The organism is Listeria rocourtiae subsp. hofi, from assembly GCF_963575615.1.
Lineage (GTDB): Bacteria > Bacillota > Bacilli > Lactobacillales > Listeriaceae > Listeria_A > Listeria_A hofi.
In genome coordinates this window covers 1-18,525 of the sequence record NZ_CAUYTL010000008.1, presented here as the reverse complement: position 1 = coordinate 18,525, position 18,525 = coordinate 1, and the positions used below count along the sequence as shown (strand labels likewise).

Annotated in this window: 12 protein-coding genes and 1 pseudogene; 11 read left to right on the top strand and 2 right to left on the bottom strand. The window is 40.0% G+C overall.

The features are described from left to right. Positions 1-94: 94 nt before the first annotated feature. On the bottom strand, positions 95-3,214 hold the full coding sequence (locus R8925_RS05510) for a SpaA isopeptide-forming pilin-related protein (protein ID WP_430534910.1): 3,120 nt from the start codon (positions 3,212-3,214) through the stop codon (positions 95-97). Positions 3,215-3,824: 610 nt separating this feature from the next. On the opposite strand from R8925_RS05510, the gene recQ reads away from it, so the two are divergent. The 10 genes and pseudogenes from recQ (at position 3,825) to R8925_RS05460 (ending at position 15,944) form a co-directional block, all read left to right on the top strand. Beyond that, the gene (gene recQ, locus R8925_RS05505; protein WP_430534909.1) at positions 3,825-5,603 is read left to right on the top strand and encodes a DNA helicase RecQ; all 1,779 of its coding nucleotides are present in this window, start codon (positions 3,825-3,827) and stop codon (positions 5,601-5,603) included. A 181-nt stretch (positions 5,604-5,784) separates the two neighbouring features. Next, positions 5,785-6,777 carry a WxLIP family cell surface protein gene (locus R8925_RS05500; protein ID WP_430539410.1) on the top strand — a complete coding sequence of 331 codons (993 nt, stop codon included), beginning with the start codon at positions 5,785-5,787 and terminating at the stop codon, positions 6,775-6,777. Positions 6,778-6,909: 132 nt separating this feature from the next. Continuing rightward, positions 6,910-9,054: a DNA topoisomerase III gene (locus R8925_RS05495; RefSeq protein ID WP_430534907.1), complete on the top strand. Its 2,145-nt coding sequence runs from the start codon at positions 6,910-6,912 to the stop codon at positions 9,052-9,054. Positions 9,055-9,263: 209 nt separating this feature from the next. Continuing rightward, on the top strand, positions 9,264-9,602 hold the full coding sequence (locus R8925_RS05490; RefSeq protein ID WP_430534906.1) for a hypothetical protein: 339 nt from the start codon (positions 9,264-9,266) through the stop codon (positions 9,600-9,602). Further along, a pseudogene (locus R8925_RS05485) lies at positions 9,590-10,868 on the top strand (Y-family DNA polymerase). The gene R8925_RS05490 and the pseudogene R8925_RS05485 overlap by 13 nt, the downstream one beginning before the upstream one ends. A 195-nt stretch (positions 10,869-11,063) precedes the next feature. Then, positions 11,064-11,447 carry a cupin domain-containing protein gene (locus R8925_RS05480; protein ID WP_430534904.1) on the top strand — a complete coding sequence of 128 codons (384 nt, stop codon included), beginning with the start codon at positions 11,064-11,066 and terminating at the stop codon, positions 11,445-11,447. Positions 11,448-11,520: 73 nt separating this feature from the next. Continuing rightward, the gene (locus R8925_RS05475) at positions 11,521-11,898 is read left to right on the top strand and encodes a DUF1761 domain-containing protein (protein WP_430534903.1); all 378 of its coding nucleotides are present in this window, start codon (positions 11,521-11,523) and stop codon (positions 11,896-11,898) included. 124 nt (positions 11,899-12,022) lie between these two features. Next, positions 12,023-13,720 carry a CocE/NonD family hydrolase gene (locus R8925_RS05470; protein ID WP_430534902.1) on the top strand — a complete coding sequence of 566 codons (1,698 nt, stop codon included), beginning with the start codon at positions 12,023-12,025 and terminating at the stop codon, positions 13,718-13,720. Between the two features lie 190 nt (positions 13,721-13,910). Beyond that, a complete protein-coding gene (pbpD1, locus tag R8925_RS05465; RefSeq protein WP_430534972.1) occupies positions 13,911-15,188 on the top strand; it encodes a D-alanyl-D-alanine carboxypeptidase PBPD1 in 1,278 nt (425 codons plus the stop codon). A gap of 174 nt (positions 15,189-15,362) precedes the next feature. Then, the gene (locus R8925_RS05460) at positions 15,363-15,944 is read left to right on the top strand and encodes a CatB-related O-acetyltransferase (RefSeq protein ID WP_430534901.1); all 582 of its coding nucleotides are present in this window, start codon (positions 15,363-15,365) and stop codon (positions 15,942-15,944) included. 319 nt (positions 15,945-16,263) lie between these two features. On the opposite strand, the gene R8925_RS05455 is transcribed toward R8925_RS05460, so the two are convergent. Continuing rightward, positions 16,264-17,082, bottom strand: a complete 819-nt coding sequence (locus R8925_RS05455; RefSeq protein ID WP_430534900.1) for a histidine phosphatase family protein — start codon at positions 17,080-17,082, stop codon at positions 16,264-16,266. Between the two features lie 690 nt (positions 17,083-17,772). Here R8925_RS05455 and R8925_RS05450 point away from each other — a divergent pair. Continuing rightward, positions 17,773-18,405, top strand: a complete 633-nt coding sequence (locus R8925_RS05450; protein WP_430534971.1) for an SH3 domain-containing protein — start codon at positions 17,773-17,775, stop codon at positions 18,403-18,405. Positions 18,406-18,525 lie beyond the last annotated feature (120 nt).

Genomic DNA, 18,525 nt, shown 5'->3' with positions numbered 1-18,525 from the left:
TTGGGAAAATATAAAATTTGATGTCTATAACTATTAAAAACGTACTAGATTTAATGAAAACTAATCTCATCAAATTTAGTACGTTTTAAATTGGCTAATTTCTCTTCGTTCTTATTTGTACAATGAATACTAAGGAAGCGAATGTGCATAAAAGTAAGCCAAATAAAATTAAGTTGCGTTCTGAACTGTCACCGGTTTTTGGCAGTTTTACTAATGTCTCTTTAGTTGGTGCGCTAGGTTCTTCTAACGTTGGAGCTCTTTTGACAGGTTCTTTAATGACGGGAGCTTCTTTGGTTGGAATGGCCGGCGATACTGGTGTTGGATGATATATCGCGGGTGGTTCCGGTGTTGGTTGTTCCTCAAATGGTGGATCATGCACGATTGGTGGAGTTGGTTGGAAAGTTACGCTGTTCTCCATCACCACTTGTATAGGCATCTGATCGTCACCAAAGGGAATTTCGAATGAGAGTGGCGTGCCATCTAATGTATAGCCAGCCGGTGCATGTATTTCTACAAAACTGTATCTCCCCGGTTTCAAATCAGCCACCGTCAAAAAACCATTTTCATCAGTAGTAAGGCCTTCTTTTAAAATGTTACCTTGCTCATCTAATAAATCAAAAACAGCACCAGATAGCAGAATTGTATGATCCTCCGCATTGACTTTTGTTAGTTCAACAGAGCCATGTTTCATAGTATTTTCTTTGACTAGCACAACAGGACTTTGGTCATCACCAAAAGGAATTTCGAACTCGGTGGGCGTGTTGTCTAGTGTGTAGCCAACAGGTGCGGCAGTTTCTACAAAACTATATTTTCCAGGTTTCAGACTGGTAACTTCTAAAAATCCGTTTTTATCAGTAGTTAGGTCTGTTTGCAAAACTGTACCTTGCTCATCTAAAAGGTCGAAAGTAGCGCCAGCAAGCAGAATTGTGTGGTCAGCCGAATCGACTTTTGTTAGTTGCGCAGAGCGGGTTTTCATAGTATTTTCTTTGACTAGCGCAACAGGAGTTTGATCATCACCAAAAGGGATTTCGAACTCAGTAGGCGTATTGTCCAGTATATAGCCAGCTGGTGCTGAGGTCTCGACAAAGCTGTATTTCCCAGGTTTTAAATTAGCAACTGTCAAAATTCCCGCATCATCAGTCGTTAAGTTCTGCTTTAAAATCGTGCCATTTTCATTCAGTAGGTTAAATGTGGCTCCTTCAAGCAAGATTGTGTGGTCGTCTGAATCAACTTTTGTTAGCTGAACTGACCCATTTTTCATGGTGTTCTCTTTGACTAGCGCAACAGGAGTTTGATCATCGCCGAAAGTGATTTCGAACGGGATTGGTGTACTATCCAGCACGTATCCAGTAGGTGCTGAGGTCTCGACAAAACTGTATTTCCCAGGATTCAAATTCGCCACTGTTAAAATTCCATCAGCACCGGTAGTCAAGCCTTGCTTCAGAAGTGCACCATTTTCATCTAACAGGTTGAAAACGGCATTAGCTAGGACAGTAGTATGGTCTGCAGCATCGACTTTCGTAAGTTCTACAGAGCCCGTTTTAATGTTATTTTTTGTTTGAAGTATAATTGGATCAGTATCTTGTTCGGTGATCGTCGCGACTTGAGGCGTGCTATCAAGAACATATCCTGCTGGCGCATCCGTTTCTACGATTGTGTACGTGCCAGTTTGTAATGCTGCGGATAGAAGAATTCCATCCTTATCCGTTTTTCCTTGGAACATTGTCGCGCCGTTCGTATCTGTGATAGTATATTCGGCACCTGCTACAGGTTTTCCGAAATTATCTTTTTTCACTATCTGAATTCGTCCATCATATTTTTTCGTTGCTACGGTATTGGACTGGATAATGTTATTCGATACGTCGAGATACGCGGAGTTCAGAAGAGAATCACCAACTTTTAGAGTAGAAACATTCGCTTCAAAAGCCCAACTGTTTGTCTCGTTTTTTGGTGTGTCGACGAGTGTTTTTATGGTCACAGAATCTGCATCGTATTGAATGTCAAATTTGCTCTTATCATAGTCAAGTATAGAAGTAATGTGAATTCTTGGGTCGAGTGGGTCTGTGACAATTGTACCTGCTGGAATATTTGCGCCATCTAATGACATCAGTTTCAGCGTGTAGATTAATGTATTTTCATCGTAGTTGAGGACTTGCTTATCCACACTCTTGCTTAGCAGGTAACTCGTACCAAAGTGTTGAATGGGCTTAACAGGGAGCGTTTTCTGAATGGAAACGGCGTTGGATGCAGTGAAATTGGCTGTATTCACTTGTTGTCCAATATTAGGGTCATCCACTTTTAAAGCGTATTCAATAAAGTACGTATCATCGACTGTCATATTACCTAAATTTACTGTAAAAGTACGCGTAACTGTATCGTAACTAATCTTGCCTTGGAATTCGTCCGTCACGTATTTGTAGCCAGTAACGACGCCATCCTCATCAAATGAACTCGCTTTTAAAATACGAATGTTATCAATTGTTAGACCGCTGCCAGGAATCACAGAATTCTTATTAGTAGCTACTAAAGAGGTTCCATCAGGCAGTTTATCTGTAATTACAACATCATTCAAAGCTATTCTCTTATAATTTACGACGAGTTGGAATTTATTTTGCTCAGGTGCCGTTGTATTTAAAACAGCGACGTTATTAGAATCCAAATCGCCTTTATACCACTTATCAAAAATTGGTTTTACAATCGGGTTCTTTTTCGAAACAGCGACTGTTATGTCATCGTGTTTGGTCGCGTAATCGACAGAAAAAGTCTGTGTATCGTTATGCGCATCGCCAATTGTCAGTATCGGTGCGCCAAATTTAATCTGAAAAATACCGTGAAAGGCTTCATTCGAGGCAATCAAGGTAGTATCGACAGAGATTAAGATTTTATAATTTGTAGCATCTGAGGTAATAGTTTTCAACTTGAATGGTACTGGTAAGTCAAGTTTCGATGTGAAATCAGTGACATTATACACGATATCTTTCGGTACGGTCACGGTAAGATCACCGTTTGTAGGAGTGAAAGAGCCAGCGCTACCAGAAAGATCAATTTGAATAGTCACTTCACCTCGATTTGTGATGGAACCAGAGGGAACGGTAATAGTCGTCTTGATACTATCTGTAGAAGACGTAGTTTGAGCAATTGCAATTAAACTAAATGATTGCAAGGATAAGACTAGGCACATCAAAGTTATTAGGTATTTTCTTATGTTTTTCATTATGTTTCTCCTTTAAGAAATCTTATTTATTTAAATATAGGAATAATGCCAATATTCAATGTAGTTTTTATCTAAGTATATAGGCATGATTTTGATAGAGATTAGCTTAATTAGAACCTCCTTTTGTAATACATTTTTGAAAAAAGTACTATAAAATTCTTTATTATTCTCCTACAAAGTAAAATATTAGCATAGAGAGTTAGCGGTGTAAAGGCTGTTTAAACACCAGCTTTTGTCATTATGTAAATAGCTTTTTTTATTGTAAGAAACATAACGATGATGAAATCAATTGATGTGATGGTTTTTACTTAAAAGCGTTATTGTTACTTCGAATATGGCAGAATATGAGCTTCTTACTACCTATTTGAAAAGTATTATGTCTAAAATGTGAAATTTTGATAAATATAGAAGGAAATAGATATTAATGTGAACATATCGTTTATCATTTCGAAGTATTCATCCAACAGCTCGAGGATAAAGTAATTTTGAAGGGCTTGAGATCTGTGAAAAAACGGATTTCGCGAAAGCTCTTCTTTTGTTTGGTGAAAAACGGTATACTGGATAGATAGAAAAGCTTTGAGCGGGAAATAAAGGTAGGTGCTAGGTCAAAATGATAGAACAGTATTGGAGTAAATCGCAACAGGTTTTGCAGGAGAGCTTTGGCTACTCGTCGTTTCGTGATGGACAAGAGGATGTGTTGCGGAATTTATATGGACGTAAGGATACACTGGCGATTATGCCAACTGGGGGCGGGAAGTCACTCTGTTATCAGATTCCTGCGCTGGTTTTGGATGGTTTGACGATTGTGGTGTCACCGCTTATTTCGTTGATGAAAGATCAGGTTGATGCGCTTAATGAGCAAGGAATTCCAGCGACGTTTGTGAATAGTTCATTGACGGGTACGGAGATTGATAATCGACTTTGGGATGCGGAAAATGGGGCGGTAAAACTGCTTTATATCGCGCCAGAACGTTTGGAAACGGGGAGTTTTCAACGGTTAGTGGACACGACGGATATTGCGCTATTTGCGATTGATGAGGCGCATTGTATTTCGCATTGGGGGCATGACTTTCGTCCGAGTTATTTGACGCTGTGTAACACGCTGGATCGGATTCATCCACGTCCGCTTATTATTGCACTAACGGCAACGGCAACCCCAACGGTTTCGGAGGACATTATGAAGTTGCTGAACATTAGCGCGGATAGCATCGTTCAGACGGGTTTTGCACGGGAGAACCTAGTTTTTCAGGTCGTGAAGGGGCAGAACCGCGACAAGTACTTGCTGGATTATGTGAAAACAAACGCAGAACAGTCGGGTATCGTGTATGCGGCGACGCGTAAAGAAGTGGAACGGTTGTATGAGATGATGAGCAAGAAGGGGATTCCGACGGGGAAATATCATGGTGGTATGTCGGATAAGGAACGCAACGGTTGGCAGGAGAAGTTTCTGTATGATGATGTGCGTGTAATGATAGCAACGAACGCATTCGGTATGGGAATCAATAAGTCAAATGTGCGCTACGTGATGCATTACAATTTGCCACGAAATATTGAGGCTTACTACCAAGAAGCGGGACGTGCTGGGCGTGACGGTGTAGCCAGTGATTGTATTTTGTTATTTGGTCCACAAGATACGCACATTCAGCATTTTTTGATTGACCAATCGGAAATGGACGAAGAGCGCAAGCAGAACGAGTACGCGAAACTACGTCAAATGGCAGGTTACGGCTACACGGAGATTTGTTTGCAGAAATATATTGTGCAATATTTTGGCGAAGAAGGCGAGAATTGCGGACGTTGCGGGAATTGCCTTGATACGCGAGAAGCGCAGGACATCACGATTGAGGCACAGCAAGTTTTTTCATGTATTAAGAGAATGCAAGAGCGGTTCGGAAAAGTCATGGTTGCTAAAGTGTTAACTGGCTCAAAGGATCAGAAAATCCAGCAGTGGCATTTGGAAGAGTTATCGACGCACGGTTTGATGAAGGATCGCTCGCAGAAAGATGTTTTGCAGCTAATTGATTATTTGGCGGCAGAGAAATATCTGAGTTACACAGATAGCCAATTTCCATCGCTAAAACTGACCAATGAAGCAATTAGCGTTTTGCTAGGTAAAGAGAAAGTCACGCGGAAAACAGCGCGAAAAGTTACGAAAGTATCGATTGATGTGGATGAAGGGTTGTTCGGCGAATTACGAGAAGTGCGCCGGGAGCTTGCATCGAAGCACAAAGTTCCGCCATATATTATTTTTTCCGACGAAACGTTACGGCAAATGTGTGAGTACCTACCGAAAGACGAAGAGGCGTTTTTGGAAATTAAAGGTGTAGGTATGAATAAATTGGGAAAATATGGCGCAGAGTTTTTGGAAGTATTGCAGAAACGGGCGTAAAAGCAGTATTGGGACTAGTATTTTTGTGTCTCAATGCTGTTTTTTCTATGGTTGAAGTTTTTAAAGCAGACTCAAAGGGTATTTGTAAGTGAGGTGTGTAAAATTAGATTTCGCTAAAAGAGAGAATGGAAAGGAGTTGGGTTTTTTGAAGAAGGTCACGTTACTTTTAGTATTACCAATTATGTTAATAGGGGTTTTATTTCATCCGTTGAGCCCTGAGGCAGCGGCAAATTTCTCGGTGACAGCAGTTATTCCAGATAATCAAATCGATAAATCCAAGACATATTTTGATTTGCGCATGAAGCTAGGCCAAAAACAAGATTTAGAGGTTGTACTTAAGAACGACACAGATAAAGAAATTACAGTGGAAACGAACGCAAATACAGCGGTGACGAATGATAATGGGATTGTCGATTACAGTCAGGTTGATCCGAAATTGGATAAATCGCTCAAAACACCATTTTCATCGATTGCAAAAACAGATGATGAGGTTGTACTTCCAGCTAATAGCAGTAAGACAATCAAGATTGCAGTAACCATGCCGGATACTTCATTTGATGGCATTATTTTAGGTGGCTTGCAGTTCATTGAAAAAGAAAATTCTGATGCGAAAAAAGCAGATGATGAAGGAGTACAAATCAAGAATCGTTATGCATACGTGGTCGGCGTACAACTATCGGAAAATGATACTGTTGTAGAGCCTGACATGAAATTGCACGAAATTAAACCGCAACAAATCAATTATCGCAATGTGGTGACGGCGAACTTGCAAAACACAGAAGCGACAATTATTAAACCACTAATGATTGACGCAAAAATTTACAAATCTGGGGATGATCAGGTTTTACATCAAGCAAAACGCGATAATTTGAGAATGGCGCCAAATTCCAATTTTAATTATGCAATTGATTGGGAAAATCAGCCGCTCAAAGCCGGAAAATATCGTTTGAAAATGGTAGCAACATCAGGGGATCATACATGGAAATGGGATGAAGAATTCACTATTAAGGGCGACGATGCGAAGAAACTAAATGATAAGGCAATAGATCTTGAAAAAGACTATACATGGTGGTACATTGCAGGTGGCGCGTTAGCACTGATTCTGCTCGTACTTCTCGCATTCTGGTTAGGAAAACGCTCGAAAAAGGACAAAGATGAGGATAAAAAAGAATAAGTAAGGATGTACCCGGACAGGAGCTTTGAATTGGCTTTTGTTCGGGTTTTGTTGAAGGCTTGATGAAGTAAACATGTAATCCATTTCTGTGTTAAAATAAACATATCTCGCAATCCAGAAAGGAATTTTAAAATGACAAAAACAGTAGTTTTAGCAGAGAAGCCTTCTGTTGGGAAAGATATCGCGCGTGTTCTTGGCTGTAAGCAGGGCAAGAGTGGCTACCTTGAAGGTTCGAAATATATTGTAACTTGGGCGCTGGGGCACTTAATCACGCTCGCTGATCCAGAAAATTATGATGCCAAATATAAATCGTGGAATATGGAAGATTTGCCGATGCTTCCGCAAAAGATGAAGCTCGTACCAATCAAACAAACACGAAAGCAATACGAAACTGTGAAAAGTCTGATGATGCGCAAAGACGTTGATTCTATCGTCATCGCGACAGACGCGGGACGTGAAGGTGAACTCGTAGCTCGGTGGATTATCGACTATGCCAAAGTGAGAAAGCCGATTAAACGTCTTTGGATTTCATCTGTGACTGATAAAGCGATTCGTGAAGGGTTTAACCGTCTTCAACCAGGAAAAGCCTACGAAAACCTATATCGCTCAGCGGAAGCGCGTTCTGAAGCTGACTGGGTAGTTGGAATCAATGCCACGCGTGCATTAACGACAAAATATAACGCGCAACTTTCATGTGGACGTGTGCAAACGCCAACGCTTGCTATGATTGCACAGCGCGAAGATGATATTCGCCAATTTAAACCGAAAGAATTTTATCAATTAACCGCGGTAACCGAGCAAGGCAGTTTTTCTTGGAGTAAGGGCCAAACTTTCGATGAGGCTGAAGCTGAGAAAATTGCGCGGAGTTTGAGTGGCAAGGAAGCTGTAATTACAGATGTAGCAGTTAAGGAGAAGAAAACGCATGCACCAGGCTTATACGATTTGACAGAACTGCAACGTGATGCTAATAAACGCTTTGATTTTTCCGCTAAAGAAACATTAAATATCATGCAAGCCCTGTATGAGCGTCATAAAATTTTGACGTATCCGCGTACTGATTCGCGTTTTATTTCTGAGGATATCGTGCCAACGTTGAAAGAACGCGTTGAAGCGTGTGGTGTAGGGCCTTACGCAAAACCTGCGCGCGCCGTGGCATCAAAACCAATCAAAGCCAATAAATCATTCGTTGATAACAGCAAGGTAAGCGATCATCACGCGATTATCCCGACAGAGGAAATGCCTAGCTTATCAGATCTCAACGACCGTGAACGCAAAATTTATGACCTTGTAGTGAAGCGCTTTTTAGCTGTGCTCTCCACGCCATTTGTGTACGAAGAAACCGCTGTTCAGGCCAAAATTGGCAGTGAAACATTTGGACTTAAAGGCAAAGTCGTGAAATCACTTGGTTGGAAAGCTGTTTACAATGAAGACAACGATACGGATACAGTGACCAAACTGAAAAAAGGTGAGCAGCTAAAAGTTCGCGATATTCAGCTAACAACTGGCAAAACGAAGCCACCAGCTAGATACAATGAGGCGACGCTACTATCTGCCATGGAAAACCCAAGTCTATCCAGCGGTAAGAAGGAATTGGCGAAAACACTCGGAGAAACAGGCGGACTCGGTACCGTTGCAACACGTGCTGATATTATTGAGAAACTTTTCAACAGTTTTTCTCTAGAGAAGCAAGGCAAAGATATCATGATCACATCAAAAGGTCGCCAATTACTAGAGCTCGTTCCAGCTGACCTAAAATCACCAGAACTAACGGCAATTTGGGAACAAAAACTATCTAAAATTGCAAAAGGCCAGCTAGATAAAAATACATTTACGAATGAAATGCGCGATTACGCAAAAAAAGCTGTGACAGAGATCAAGCAAAACGATAAGAAATTTAAGCACGATAATATCACATCTACAAAATGTCCGGATTGCGGCAAACTCATGCTCAAAGTCAAAGGCAAAAAAGGCACAATGCTCGTGTGTCAAGACCGCGAATGTGGGCATCGTGAGTCCGTCGCTAGAACAACCAATGCCCGCTGTCCAAAATGCCATAAACGTATGGAATTACGCGGAGAAGGCGATAAACAAATCTTCACATGTTCCTGTGGGCACCGCGAAAAACTTTCGGCATTCAACGCTCGTCGAGGCAATGAAAAAAATAAAAATGTCTCCAAAAGCGAAGTTGCAAATTACATGAAGAAACAAAACAAAAAAGAAGAAGAACCCTTCAATAACCCAATGGCAGAAGCATTGGCAAAACTGAAACTAAAATAAGATTTAGAAGCACATCCCAGCTATTTATTGAACTAGGATGTGCTTTTTTGATGTTTTAAATTGGAAATTCGCTAGCCTATTCGTTCTTGATTTGAAATAGTTCTTTAGTGACTTGCTAAACAGAACGTATGTTTGTATACTGTTATATATAATGATGGAGAAAATAGTAGCGAGTTTTCATCCAGTCAATAAACGGGAGGCGATTTATCATGGCCTACAAAGATCGAGGACTAAAGAAATGGGGCGGTTTCATATTGAGTGAGCACACTGCGCATATGGAGCAATCTAATCGAATTCCACATTGGAAAGTGGCAATGGACGAGGCGACTATTCAATCTACCTTAACTCACGCAACTTCGCATCATGTCATGCTTGCTATCCAGGAGTATCAAGCAGTGGGAATTGACGCACAATCAGATATCGTTGGACAATTAATTGGCATCGAGGGAGACAGTATCTATATTCGAACGAGTAGCGGGATTCAGGCGGTAGAACTGGCCAATATTCGCCACGTAGAAGAAAGGCGGATTGAGAAATGGTACAGCTAATTGATTATGAACATGCCCCAAAACGTGACATTTTATGCATTGATGTGAAGAGTTTTTTTCGCATCAGTTGAATGTGTGAAAAGGCGGCTAAACCCATTAGAAGCCTATTTAGTTGTTATGAGTAATCAAGAAAGCCAAGGCGGTCTAGTTCTCGCAGCAACTCAGAAAATGAAAGATACATTTAATATAAAAACGGGATCGAGGCGCTATGAAATCCCAGAAGATACGCGAATTGTTGTCGCAGAACCAAGAATGAAGCTTTATTTGCAAGTCAATGAAATGATTATTTCGATATTCAAGCGGTATGTAGGTCCGGAACACTTGCTCATTTATTCTATTGATGAGGCTATTTTGGATGTATCCTATTCACATAGCTTATTTGGTGACACAATGACTATCGCGAAACGAATACAGCAAGACATTTTAGAGGAACTACGATTACATGTCACCATCGGAATTGGAGAAAACCCACTGCTCGCAAAAGTAGCACTAGATGTCGAAGCGAAACATCAACCAAGCGGCATTGCGGAATGGCGCTACAAGGATGTTCCAAATAAGCTATGGCAAGTAAAGCCAATGACAGAAATGTGGGGAATTGGAAGAAGAACGGAAGTGCAGTTGAACCGCCTAGGCATTTATACGGTATATGATTTAGCACACACAGAACCAAATTATTTACGCCACGCGATGGGAATTGTTGGGGAGGAGCTTTTTTATCATGCGAATGGTATTGATTACACAGACTTGGCGGAGAAATACGTGCCATTATCAAAGAGCTACGGGAAGAGCCAAATATTAGAGCGCGATTACCATAATCACAAGGAGGTCGAAATAGTCATCCGTGAAATGGTAGAGGATATAGCGATGCGGTTGCGACGCGAGCACGCAGAAACATCCGTTATTCATATTTCTATAGGCTATAGCCGCCACAGCCCACTAAAAGGCTTCGGAACCCAATTGAAAATTCATCCAACTGATAGTAGCAAGAAGATAAATACGTATATATTGTATCTATTTCGTAAACATGTAGCAAATGAGCCTATTCGTAGTCTATCTATCCAATTGGGTAAAATTCGCTACAAAGATGGTACTCAACTGAACTTATTTGAGAATGCTGTTCAAACGGTAAATCAAGAGCAGCTAGAGCGAACGATCGACAAGATACGCGATCGTTATGGTTTTCAGTCTTTGATGCATGCGAGTAGCCTAGCAGTCGGCGCAACTGGGTTGAGGCGTGCTTCAATGGTTGGAGGACACAAAGGATAGTCAGTCATTATAAACGAAAGGCAGAGGTAATCTAGTCACTGGAAACAATCTTGTGAGCAAATATATAAACTTTTTTATTCCATTTAAATAAAAAAGTAGCATAAAATTAGCTTAAAGAAACAAAGATTTATCCGCTCCTCAAGTGTAAAATAATATTTGTGAATATAATCACAAATTCGAGAGGAGATGCTTCATATGATGTTTGCGAAGAAAGTACAAGATTACCAAAATCGTATTTTTGATGTAAATGAAATCAAGTCTTTCGATAATAACCAAGCTAAGAAAAATATTTTTTACGAAACAGGACAAACAGTCGGTGCTGTATGGTGTTTGAAGCCGGGTCAAGAATTATATTTTCATTCCCATGAACAAGCAGATGATATTTGGATTTGTATTGATGGAGATTCAGGCACCTACTATCCCGAGTGTGGCGAATCTGTTGAAATTTCAAAAGGAATGGTGTGCGTAGCAAGACCTGGTGAGAAACATGGGATGAAGAACACTGAGACAACCGATTTTGTATTCATTGGAATTGCTGGACCAGTACCACTTGATTTGATTTTGCATGAACATGAATAGCTTTACCAATAAATTAATGATGTTAAATTCGCCCCAACATGCTAATATAGTTATTACATGAAGGGGGATATACATGAACATCATTATTGCATTATTAGCTGGATTAGTAGCCTTTGCCGTTGGAGCATTGTGGTATTCTGTACTTTTTGGGAAGGTATGGATGGAGGCTGTAGGAATTAATTCAGAAACAGTTCAAAAATCATCACCGATAACGCCAATGATTGTAACACTTATTGCCGAAATGGCTGTAGCTGTAGTCGTGAGCTTTGTTTTAATTCATTTAGACTTAAACATTTATTTGGGAGGTCTATTGGTTGCGGGTATTGCAATTCTATCTGCAATCAAGAATTATATGTTTGAAATGAAGCCATTCAGGTTGATTTTGATTAACGAGAGTTACAAATTAATTACCATCATGATTATGACAACTAGTGTTGCGCTTTTTTCTTAATTAACAATATACCAGTGTATTTCTGTCGCCCAAATCAGGAGTACACTGGTTTTTGTTGCGCGCTTTTCTTGACTCTTAAGGCAGAATACGAAACAATGATAGATAGAGAAGGAGGCTGTTTCACGTGAAACATTGTAAAATTAAGATCGAGAAAGATGTCCCAGCAAAAATGAGAGACGGCGTGACATTGTATGCAGATGTCTACAGACCAGAAGCGGACGGCGAATTTCCAGTCTTACTAACAAGACTTCCATATAGCAAGATTTTTGGGTTGCATTTCTTACGACCAGATGTATTAGCTGAGAATGGTTATATTGTTGTTGTGCAGGACGTGCGAGGACGTTTCAGTTCAGAAGGGGAGTTTGTGCCCTACATCAATGAGGCAAATGATGGCTATGATACTGTAGAATGGGCTGCAAAACTACCGCAAGCAAATGGGAAAGTGGGTATGTTTGGATTATCCTATTATGGCTATACGCAATTATTAGCTGCGATGGCAGAGCCACCAAGCTTAAAAGTAATTGTTCCGACTATGTCACAGAATAATATGACAGATGTTTTTAATGATCACGATGGTACCCTTGAGCTTGGTGCATGGGCTTCTTGGAGCATCGAGTCTATTTTGCCAGATTTAATTACGCGACATATTACTGATCCAAAAGAGCAAGAAAAAGCGTTTCAGCAATTAGAGAAGGATCTCGATAATTTGGAGGAATGGTATAAATTTAAGCCGATTAATGCTTGGCCACCAATTAAAGATACTGGAGCTATGCCATATTTCACAGAGATTCTCGACTACCCACTAGATCATCCGCATTGGAAAAATACAAGTGTAAAGGATAATTACGACAGAGTGAAAACACCTGGTTTACACATTGGGGGGTGGTATGATTGCTTCTTAGATAAGACGATTGCGAACTTCTTAGGAGGTCACCGCCAAGGCTTAGGAGATAAACTCGTGATTGGCCCATGGACGCATGGCAATTTCATCTCGATGATTGGGGACCGGAATTTTGGAACAGCAGCTGATTCTTGGGGAGAGGCTAGTATGCATGCGCGCCACCTTGAATGGTTTAATCACTGGCTAAAAGGTGAGGAACTGCCACATACAGCTCCGATTCAAATTTTTACGATGGGAATTAATAAATGGCAGGGAGCTAAAAACTGGCCACTGGAAAACACAAATTTCACACCATTATATTTCCATAGTGAAGGTAGGGCGAATACGATGGATGGCGATGGCACAGCGGATTTTAAACGTCCTAAAGCAACTGAAAAAAGTGATAATTTTGCTTATGATCCGGAAAACCCAGTTCCATCTCACGGCGGTGGAACGCTTCATAAAGCTATTCAAGCTGACGGTCCACGTGATCAACGTGATTTAGAGCAGAGAGAGGACATTTTATGCTACACAACAGCGCCCCTTAGCGAAGAAATCGAGGTTACAGGTCCTGTGGAAGTCGTATTATGGGCTAAAACGGATGCTATAAATACAGATTTCACAGCTAAATTAATCGATGTTATGCCAGATGGAATGGCCTATAACCTTACAGAGGGCATTATCCGTGCTTCTAAACAACATGGTAATAATGTACAAAACGGGTTGCATAAATATACTATTAATTTATGGTCGACGAGTAATGTATTTTTAAAAGGGCACGCTATTCGTGTTGAGATATCCTCAAGCAACTTTCCTCGTTTTGATGCTAATCCAAATACTGGAGCTAGCTTTATTGATACGACCGAGAGTGTTATTGCTAATCAAACCGTTTTTCATGATGCAGAACATCCGTCCCACATTTTGCTCCCAATAGTTAAATAATTTCTAAAGATTTTACACTCGCTATTTAATTCATGATAGAATAGTGAAGTGTCTATGACTTGTAAATCATCTTTCAAGAGGTTAAGGGAGATTAATCTTGAATGTTAAATAATAAAAAAGAGCGTGAAGGAGCGGTAAGGTGAGAATTTTTTCGAAATTAGGAGTCGTCTTTTTAGCGGCAACTTTGGCAATGAGTAGTTTAGTACATGGCCCGATGACGGCAGATGCGGCAGTAGCGCCACCAGCAGTCAATGCAAATGCAGCAATTACAATTGAAGAAGGCACAGGAAAAATTTTATACGGTAAAAATGCAGACCAGTTAATGGGGATTGCGTCAATGACCAAAATGATGAATGAATACTTAATTTCGGAAGCCGTAGCAAATGGTAAGCTGAAATGGGACGACAAAGTCAAAATTTCTGATTATGCATACGAGATTTCACAAGATCGTTCACTATCGAATGTGCCACTAAGACGTGGAGAAGAGTACTCTGTTGAAGAACTCTATCAGGCTATCGCGATTTATTCCGCAAACGGAGCGGCTATAGCAGTCGCTGAGAAAATGGCTGGATCTGAGGCTAAGTTTGTCGACATGATGAACAAAAAAGCAGATGATTTAAAGCTTGGTGAACATCAATTTGTCAATGCAACCGGTCTTAATAATTCCGATTTAAAAGGTAAATTCTCTGTCGGGAGCGCAACGGATGAGAACAAAATGACGGCGCGCGGCATGGCAAAATTAGCACAGCACATTATTCAAGACTATCCAGATGTTCTGAAAACATCGAGTATCGCGAAAAAGAAATTCCGTGAAGGAACTAGCGATCAAATCGATATGACGAACTGGAATTGGTTATTACCTGGCTTGATCTATGCAAGAGCAGGCGTGGATGGTTTGAAAACAGGAACGACTGATTATGCAGGACAATGTCTCACGGCAACAGCTGTTCAAGATGGTATGCGAGTGATTACAGTAGTCATGCATGCCAATGGTGGCACGAGCGCACATGACAAAACGCGTTTTAATGAAACCAATAAAATGCTCGACTATGCTTTTAATAATTTTAAAGTAATGGAAGTCCGTAAAGCAGATACAGCGGTGAAAGAAACAATCGCGGTTAACAAAGGCAAAGAAGACAGCGTTAATCTAATCACAAAAGATGCTGTGAAGATTGTCGTTCCAAAAACAACAACAGAACCAAAACTAGTTGAAAAAGTGATGTTGGACGAAAAAACAATAGATGCACCGGTGAAAAAAGACACAAAGGTAGGCATCATGACAGTTCAACTAAAAGATGGTGACACTTTAGGCTATGTAGATGGCAAAAAAACTGATACAATCAATGTCGTTACGAAAGACAATGTTGATGAAGCAAACTGGTTTATGCTCATGTTATACAGTATTGGCGACTTTTTCACAGGAATTTGGAATTATGTCGTGGATGGAATAAGTGGTTGGTTTAAATAAATAGAACTGAGCTCAATGTAAAATCGAGCTCAGTTTTTTTGTGAATCCACATATAAACACAAAAGGAGTCTAAAATATTTAATAACCCTATTTGTGTTGAAAATAAAGCTCCGTTATAATATCTATAGGAATAGACGTACTCATTGTGTGTAAAAATACTGGGGGAGCTACTATATGAATTTGAAGCAATACATGCCACTAGGCCTACTAGGATATATAAATTTGATTAAATGTAGAAAAAGATTTCCAAAAAACAAAATTAATTCCAGTCAAATTGGCGTGAATGTGAAGTTGGGAAAGGAGTGCTGGATTAATAAAGATGTCATTATCGGTAACAATGTCAGTATTGGAGACTATTCTTATGTCAATAAAGGAACGATTATTGCCTCAGGAACTATCGGAAAATATTGCTCCATTGCCCCATACTGCCAAATCGGCTTAAATGAGCATCCAATAGACAAAGTATCAACATCACCATTTACTTATAATAACGAGGAATGGGACAACTTTCAGAATCCGCCAGTAATAGGAAATGATGTCTGGGTAGGCGGTAACGTTATCGTTATGCAAGGCGTACATATCGGTGATGGAGCTATACTTGCAGCCGGCGCTGTAGTAACCAAAGATGTCCCGCCATATGCTATCGTCGGTGGAGTTCCAGCTAAAGTTCTCAAAAAAAGATTTAAAGAAAATATCATTGAAAAGCTCGTAAAAGAAGCGTGGTGGAATAAAACGGAGCAACAGAATAAAGTGTAATATTATAAACACTTAGCTTTGCCTAGCATCTAAGCATTTGTCGCATCGCTGAGGTAAGGCGAATATTCCTGTGTTGGGAATTAGTTAAAGGCTTAAAAAACTACAAATAAAAACCACCGCGGAAAAGGGAGTAACCGCGGTGGTCAAAAAGGGAGTTTGGGATTTTATTCTCAGGGGAAAGAATAAAAATTTAATTTGTTAGCTTATAACTATATAATAACGGTCGTTGGCGAAATTTAGCTGTGATACAGATTAGAATTTAATGAAAAATAGACTCGGCGCTCGTAATTGCATTGTGAGAACCAAGTCTATTTGGGGTTTATTTTTCTTTCGCGCCATTTTCGACATAACTTAAGTCGTTAACATCTCCAATTGTGAATTTGCCATCTTTGTATTCGATTTTTGTGACACTCGCATTTTTTAAACCGCCATCTGGTAGTTTGTAGCCTGGTGAAATGCTGTCAAGTAGAGCGCCAATGCTCAAACCATGGGATACTAGGAGTACATTGTGATCTCCTTTTTTGCTTTCTTTTTTCGCCACTTCATTAATGCCATCTTGTAATCGTGCGGTAATTGTTGCATAATCTTCGGCCGGCCAGTTGGTGTTGTCTTTCACGCGTTCTTTATCCAACTTGGCTACGCTGTTCGCAAAATTCTTTGGTGAGACGCCTTCACTTTGCCATTGCTCCAATGTTTTGCCCTGGCTTTTTGCAATATCGGTCCACATGTTGTGGTTTAAATCGCCTTCATATGTGCCAAAATTAAACTCACGGAAGCGCGGATCAGTCTTTAGTTTCACACCGTCAGATTTCTTATTTTCTTTCAAAATAATATCAGCCGTCTGGATTGCTCGGCCGCTATCACTACTGTAAGCTGAGCCAAACTTGACATCTTTCAAGCCTTTTCCTGCATCTGTAACAACTTCTTCACCAGCAGGAGTCAGCACTGCATCAGACCAACCTTGCACACGATCTGTCGTGTTAAGCATCGTTTTTCCGTGTCTCACAACGTAAAATGTAACTGTTCCATCTTTTGCCGCGGTATCCTTGTCCTTCGTATCAGCGCTCGTATTACTACAACCAACCACTAGCAACAAACTACAAACCAACATTAAAATCTTTAACATCTGCTTTTTCATCTTTTTGCTCCTTTTTGTTAAAATTTTATCTCGACAGTTGAGGGAAACTGTTGAAAACTGGTGCACTACTCAAAAAAAGAAACCCAAACAAATTCGAGGAGGCATCAAAAAAGCCACTTCAAATCCATTTAGGTTATGCCCGAGTAAACGGTAACAATCCATAAAGGATATATGTAATTCAAAAATTTATTAGCTCCAATATAACATCTTTTGTAATCGGTTTCAAGTTATTATTAAAAATTTTTAACAAAAAATTAGAAATTAGATATCGTTCGTGAAAAGTAAACGCAAAACATCACGGAAAAGCTAGTTTGTGCTTTCAGCGAAGCGACAAACGCTGAGGCGTGGTGGCAACTTCTGGGTTGGGAATTGGTTGAAGACCTAAAAAAACATAAATAAAAACCACCGCGGAAAAGGGAGTAACCGCGGTGGTCAAAAAGGGAGTTTGGGATTTTCATTCTTAAGGGAAAGTATGAAAATTTATTGCTTGTTGTTAGCTTATGAATATATAATAAACTTCGGAGAAAAAAATTTGCTGTGAGTTAGATTAGAATTTGATGAAAAATAACTTTTGGATTTAAAGGGACTGTCGCGATATTGTATTTTCTCTGTAATGTGCATCTGGTATGATGGGTTGTAAATGGGGAAAAGGGAGTGCATGTTTTGACGTTTAAGTGTAGAACCAAATGTATGGCTTTGTTACTTGTAATCGTTCTGGCAGTAAGTGTTTTTATATTACCGAAGTCTGGGGAAGCGGCAACAACTTACAAGATGACGACAACTGTGGAGAGCAATATTCGAACTGGGGATAGTGTGAAATATGCGATTATTGGATATTATAAAGCAGGAACAACTGTTACATTCAATGCTAAAACAAAAAATAATTGGTACCGTGTTACTTACAAAGGCAAGGTGGGCTATGTATCAGGGAAATGCTTAGCACCATACAAAGCGCAATCGTTTACGGCACTGAACACCGAGGCAAAAAAACATTTAGGGAAAAAATATAAATGGGGCGCAACTGGCCCAACTTCATTTGACTGTTCTGGCTATACAAGTTATGTTTTCAAACAGTCCATCAATAAAGTTATTCCACGTACAGCGAAGCAACAATACAGTGCATCAACTAAAATTAAAGCGAATCAGCTAAAAGAAGGCGATTTGGTGTTCTTTAGTTATGGTAGTGGTATCGCACATGTTGGTATTTATGTTGGAAGTGGCAAAATGATTAATGCACAGAATAATGGCGTAAAATACGATAATATTTCAAGCGGATATTGGAAACGATATATTGCAGGCTACGGTCGTGTAGTTAATTTCTAAAAAATAAGAGGGTTTGGTGAGTGTTACTTTCCAGACCCTCTTTTTTGTGCGCCCAGCATGCGCAAATGCTAGGTGGTGAAAGTCCACTACAGGCTTGGCAGTAGGAACTGTTAGCTCAAG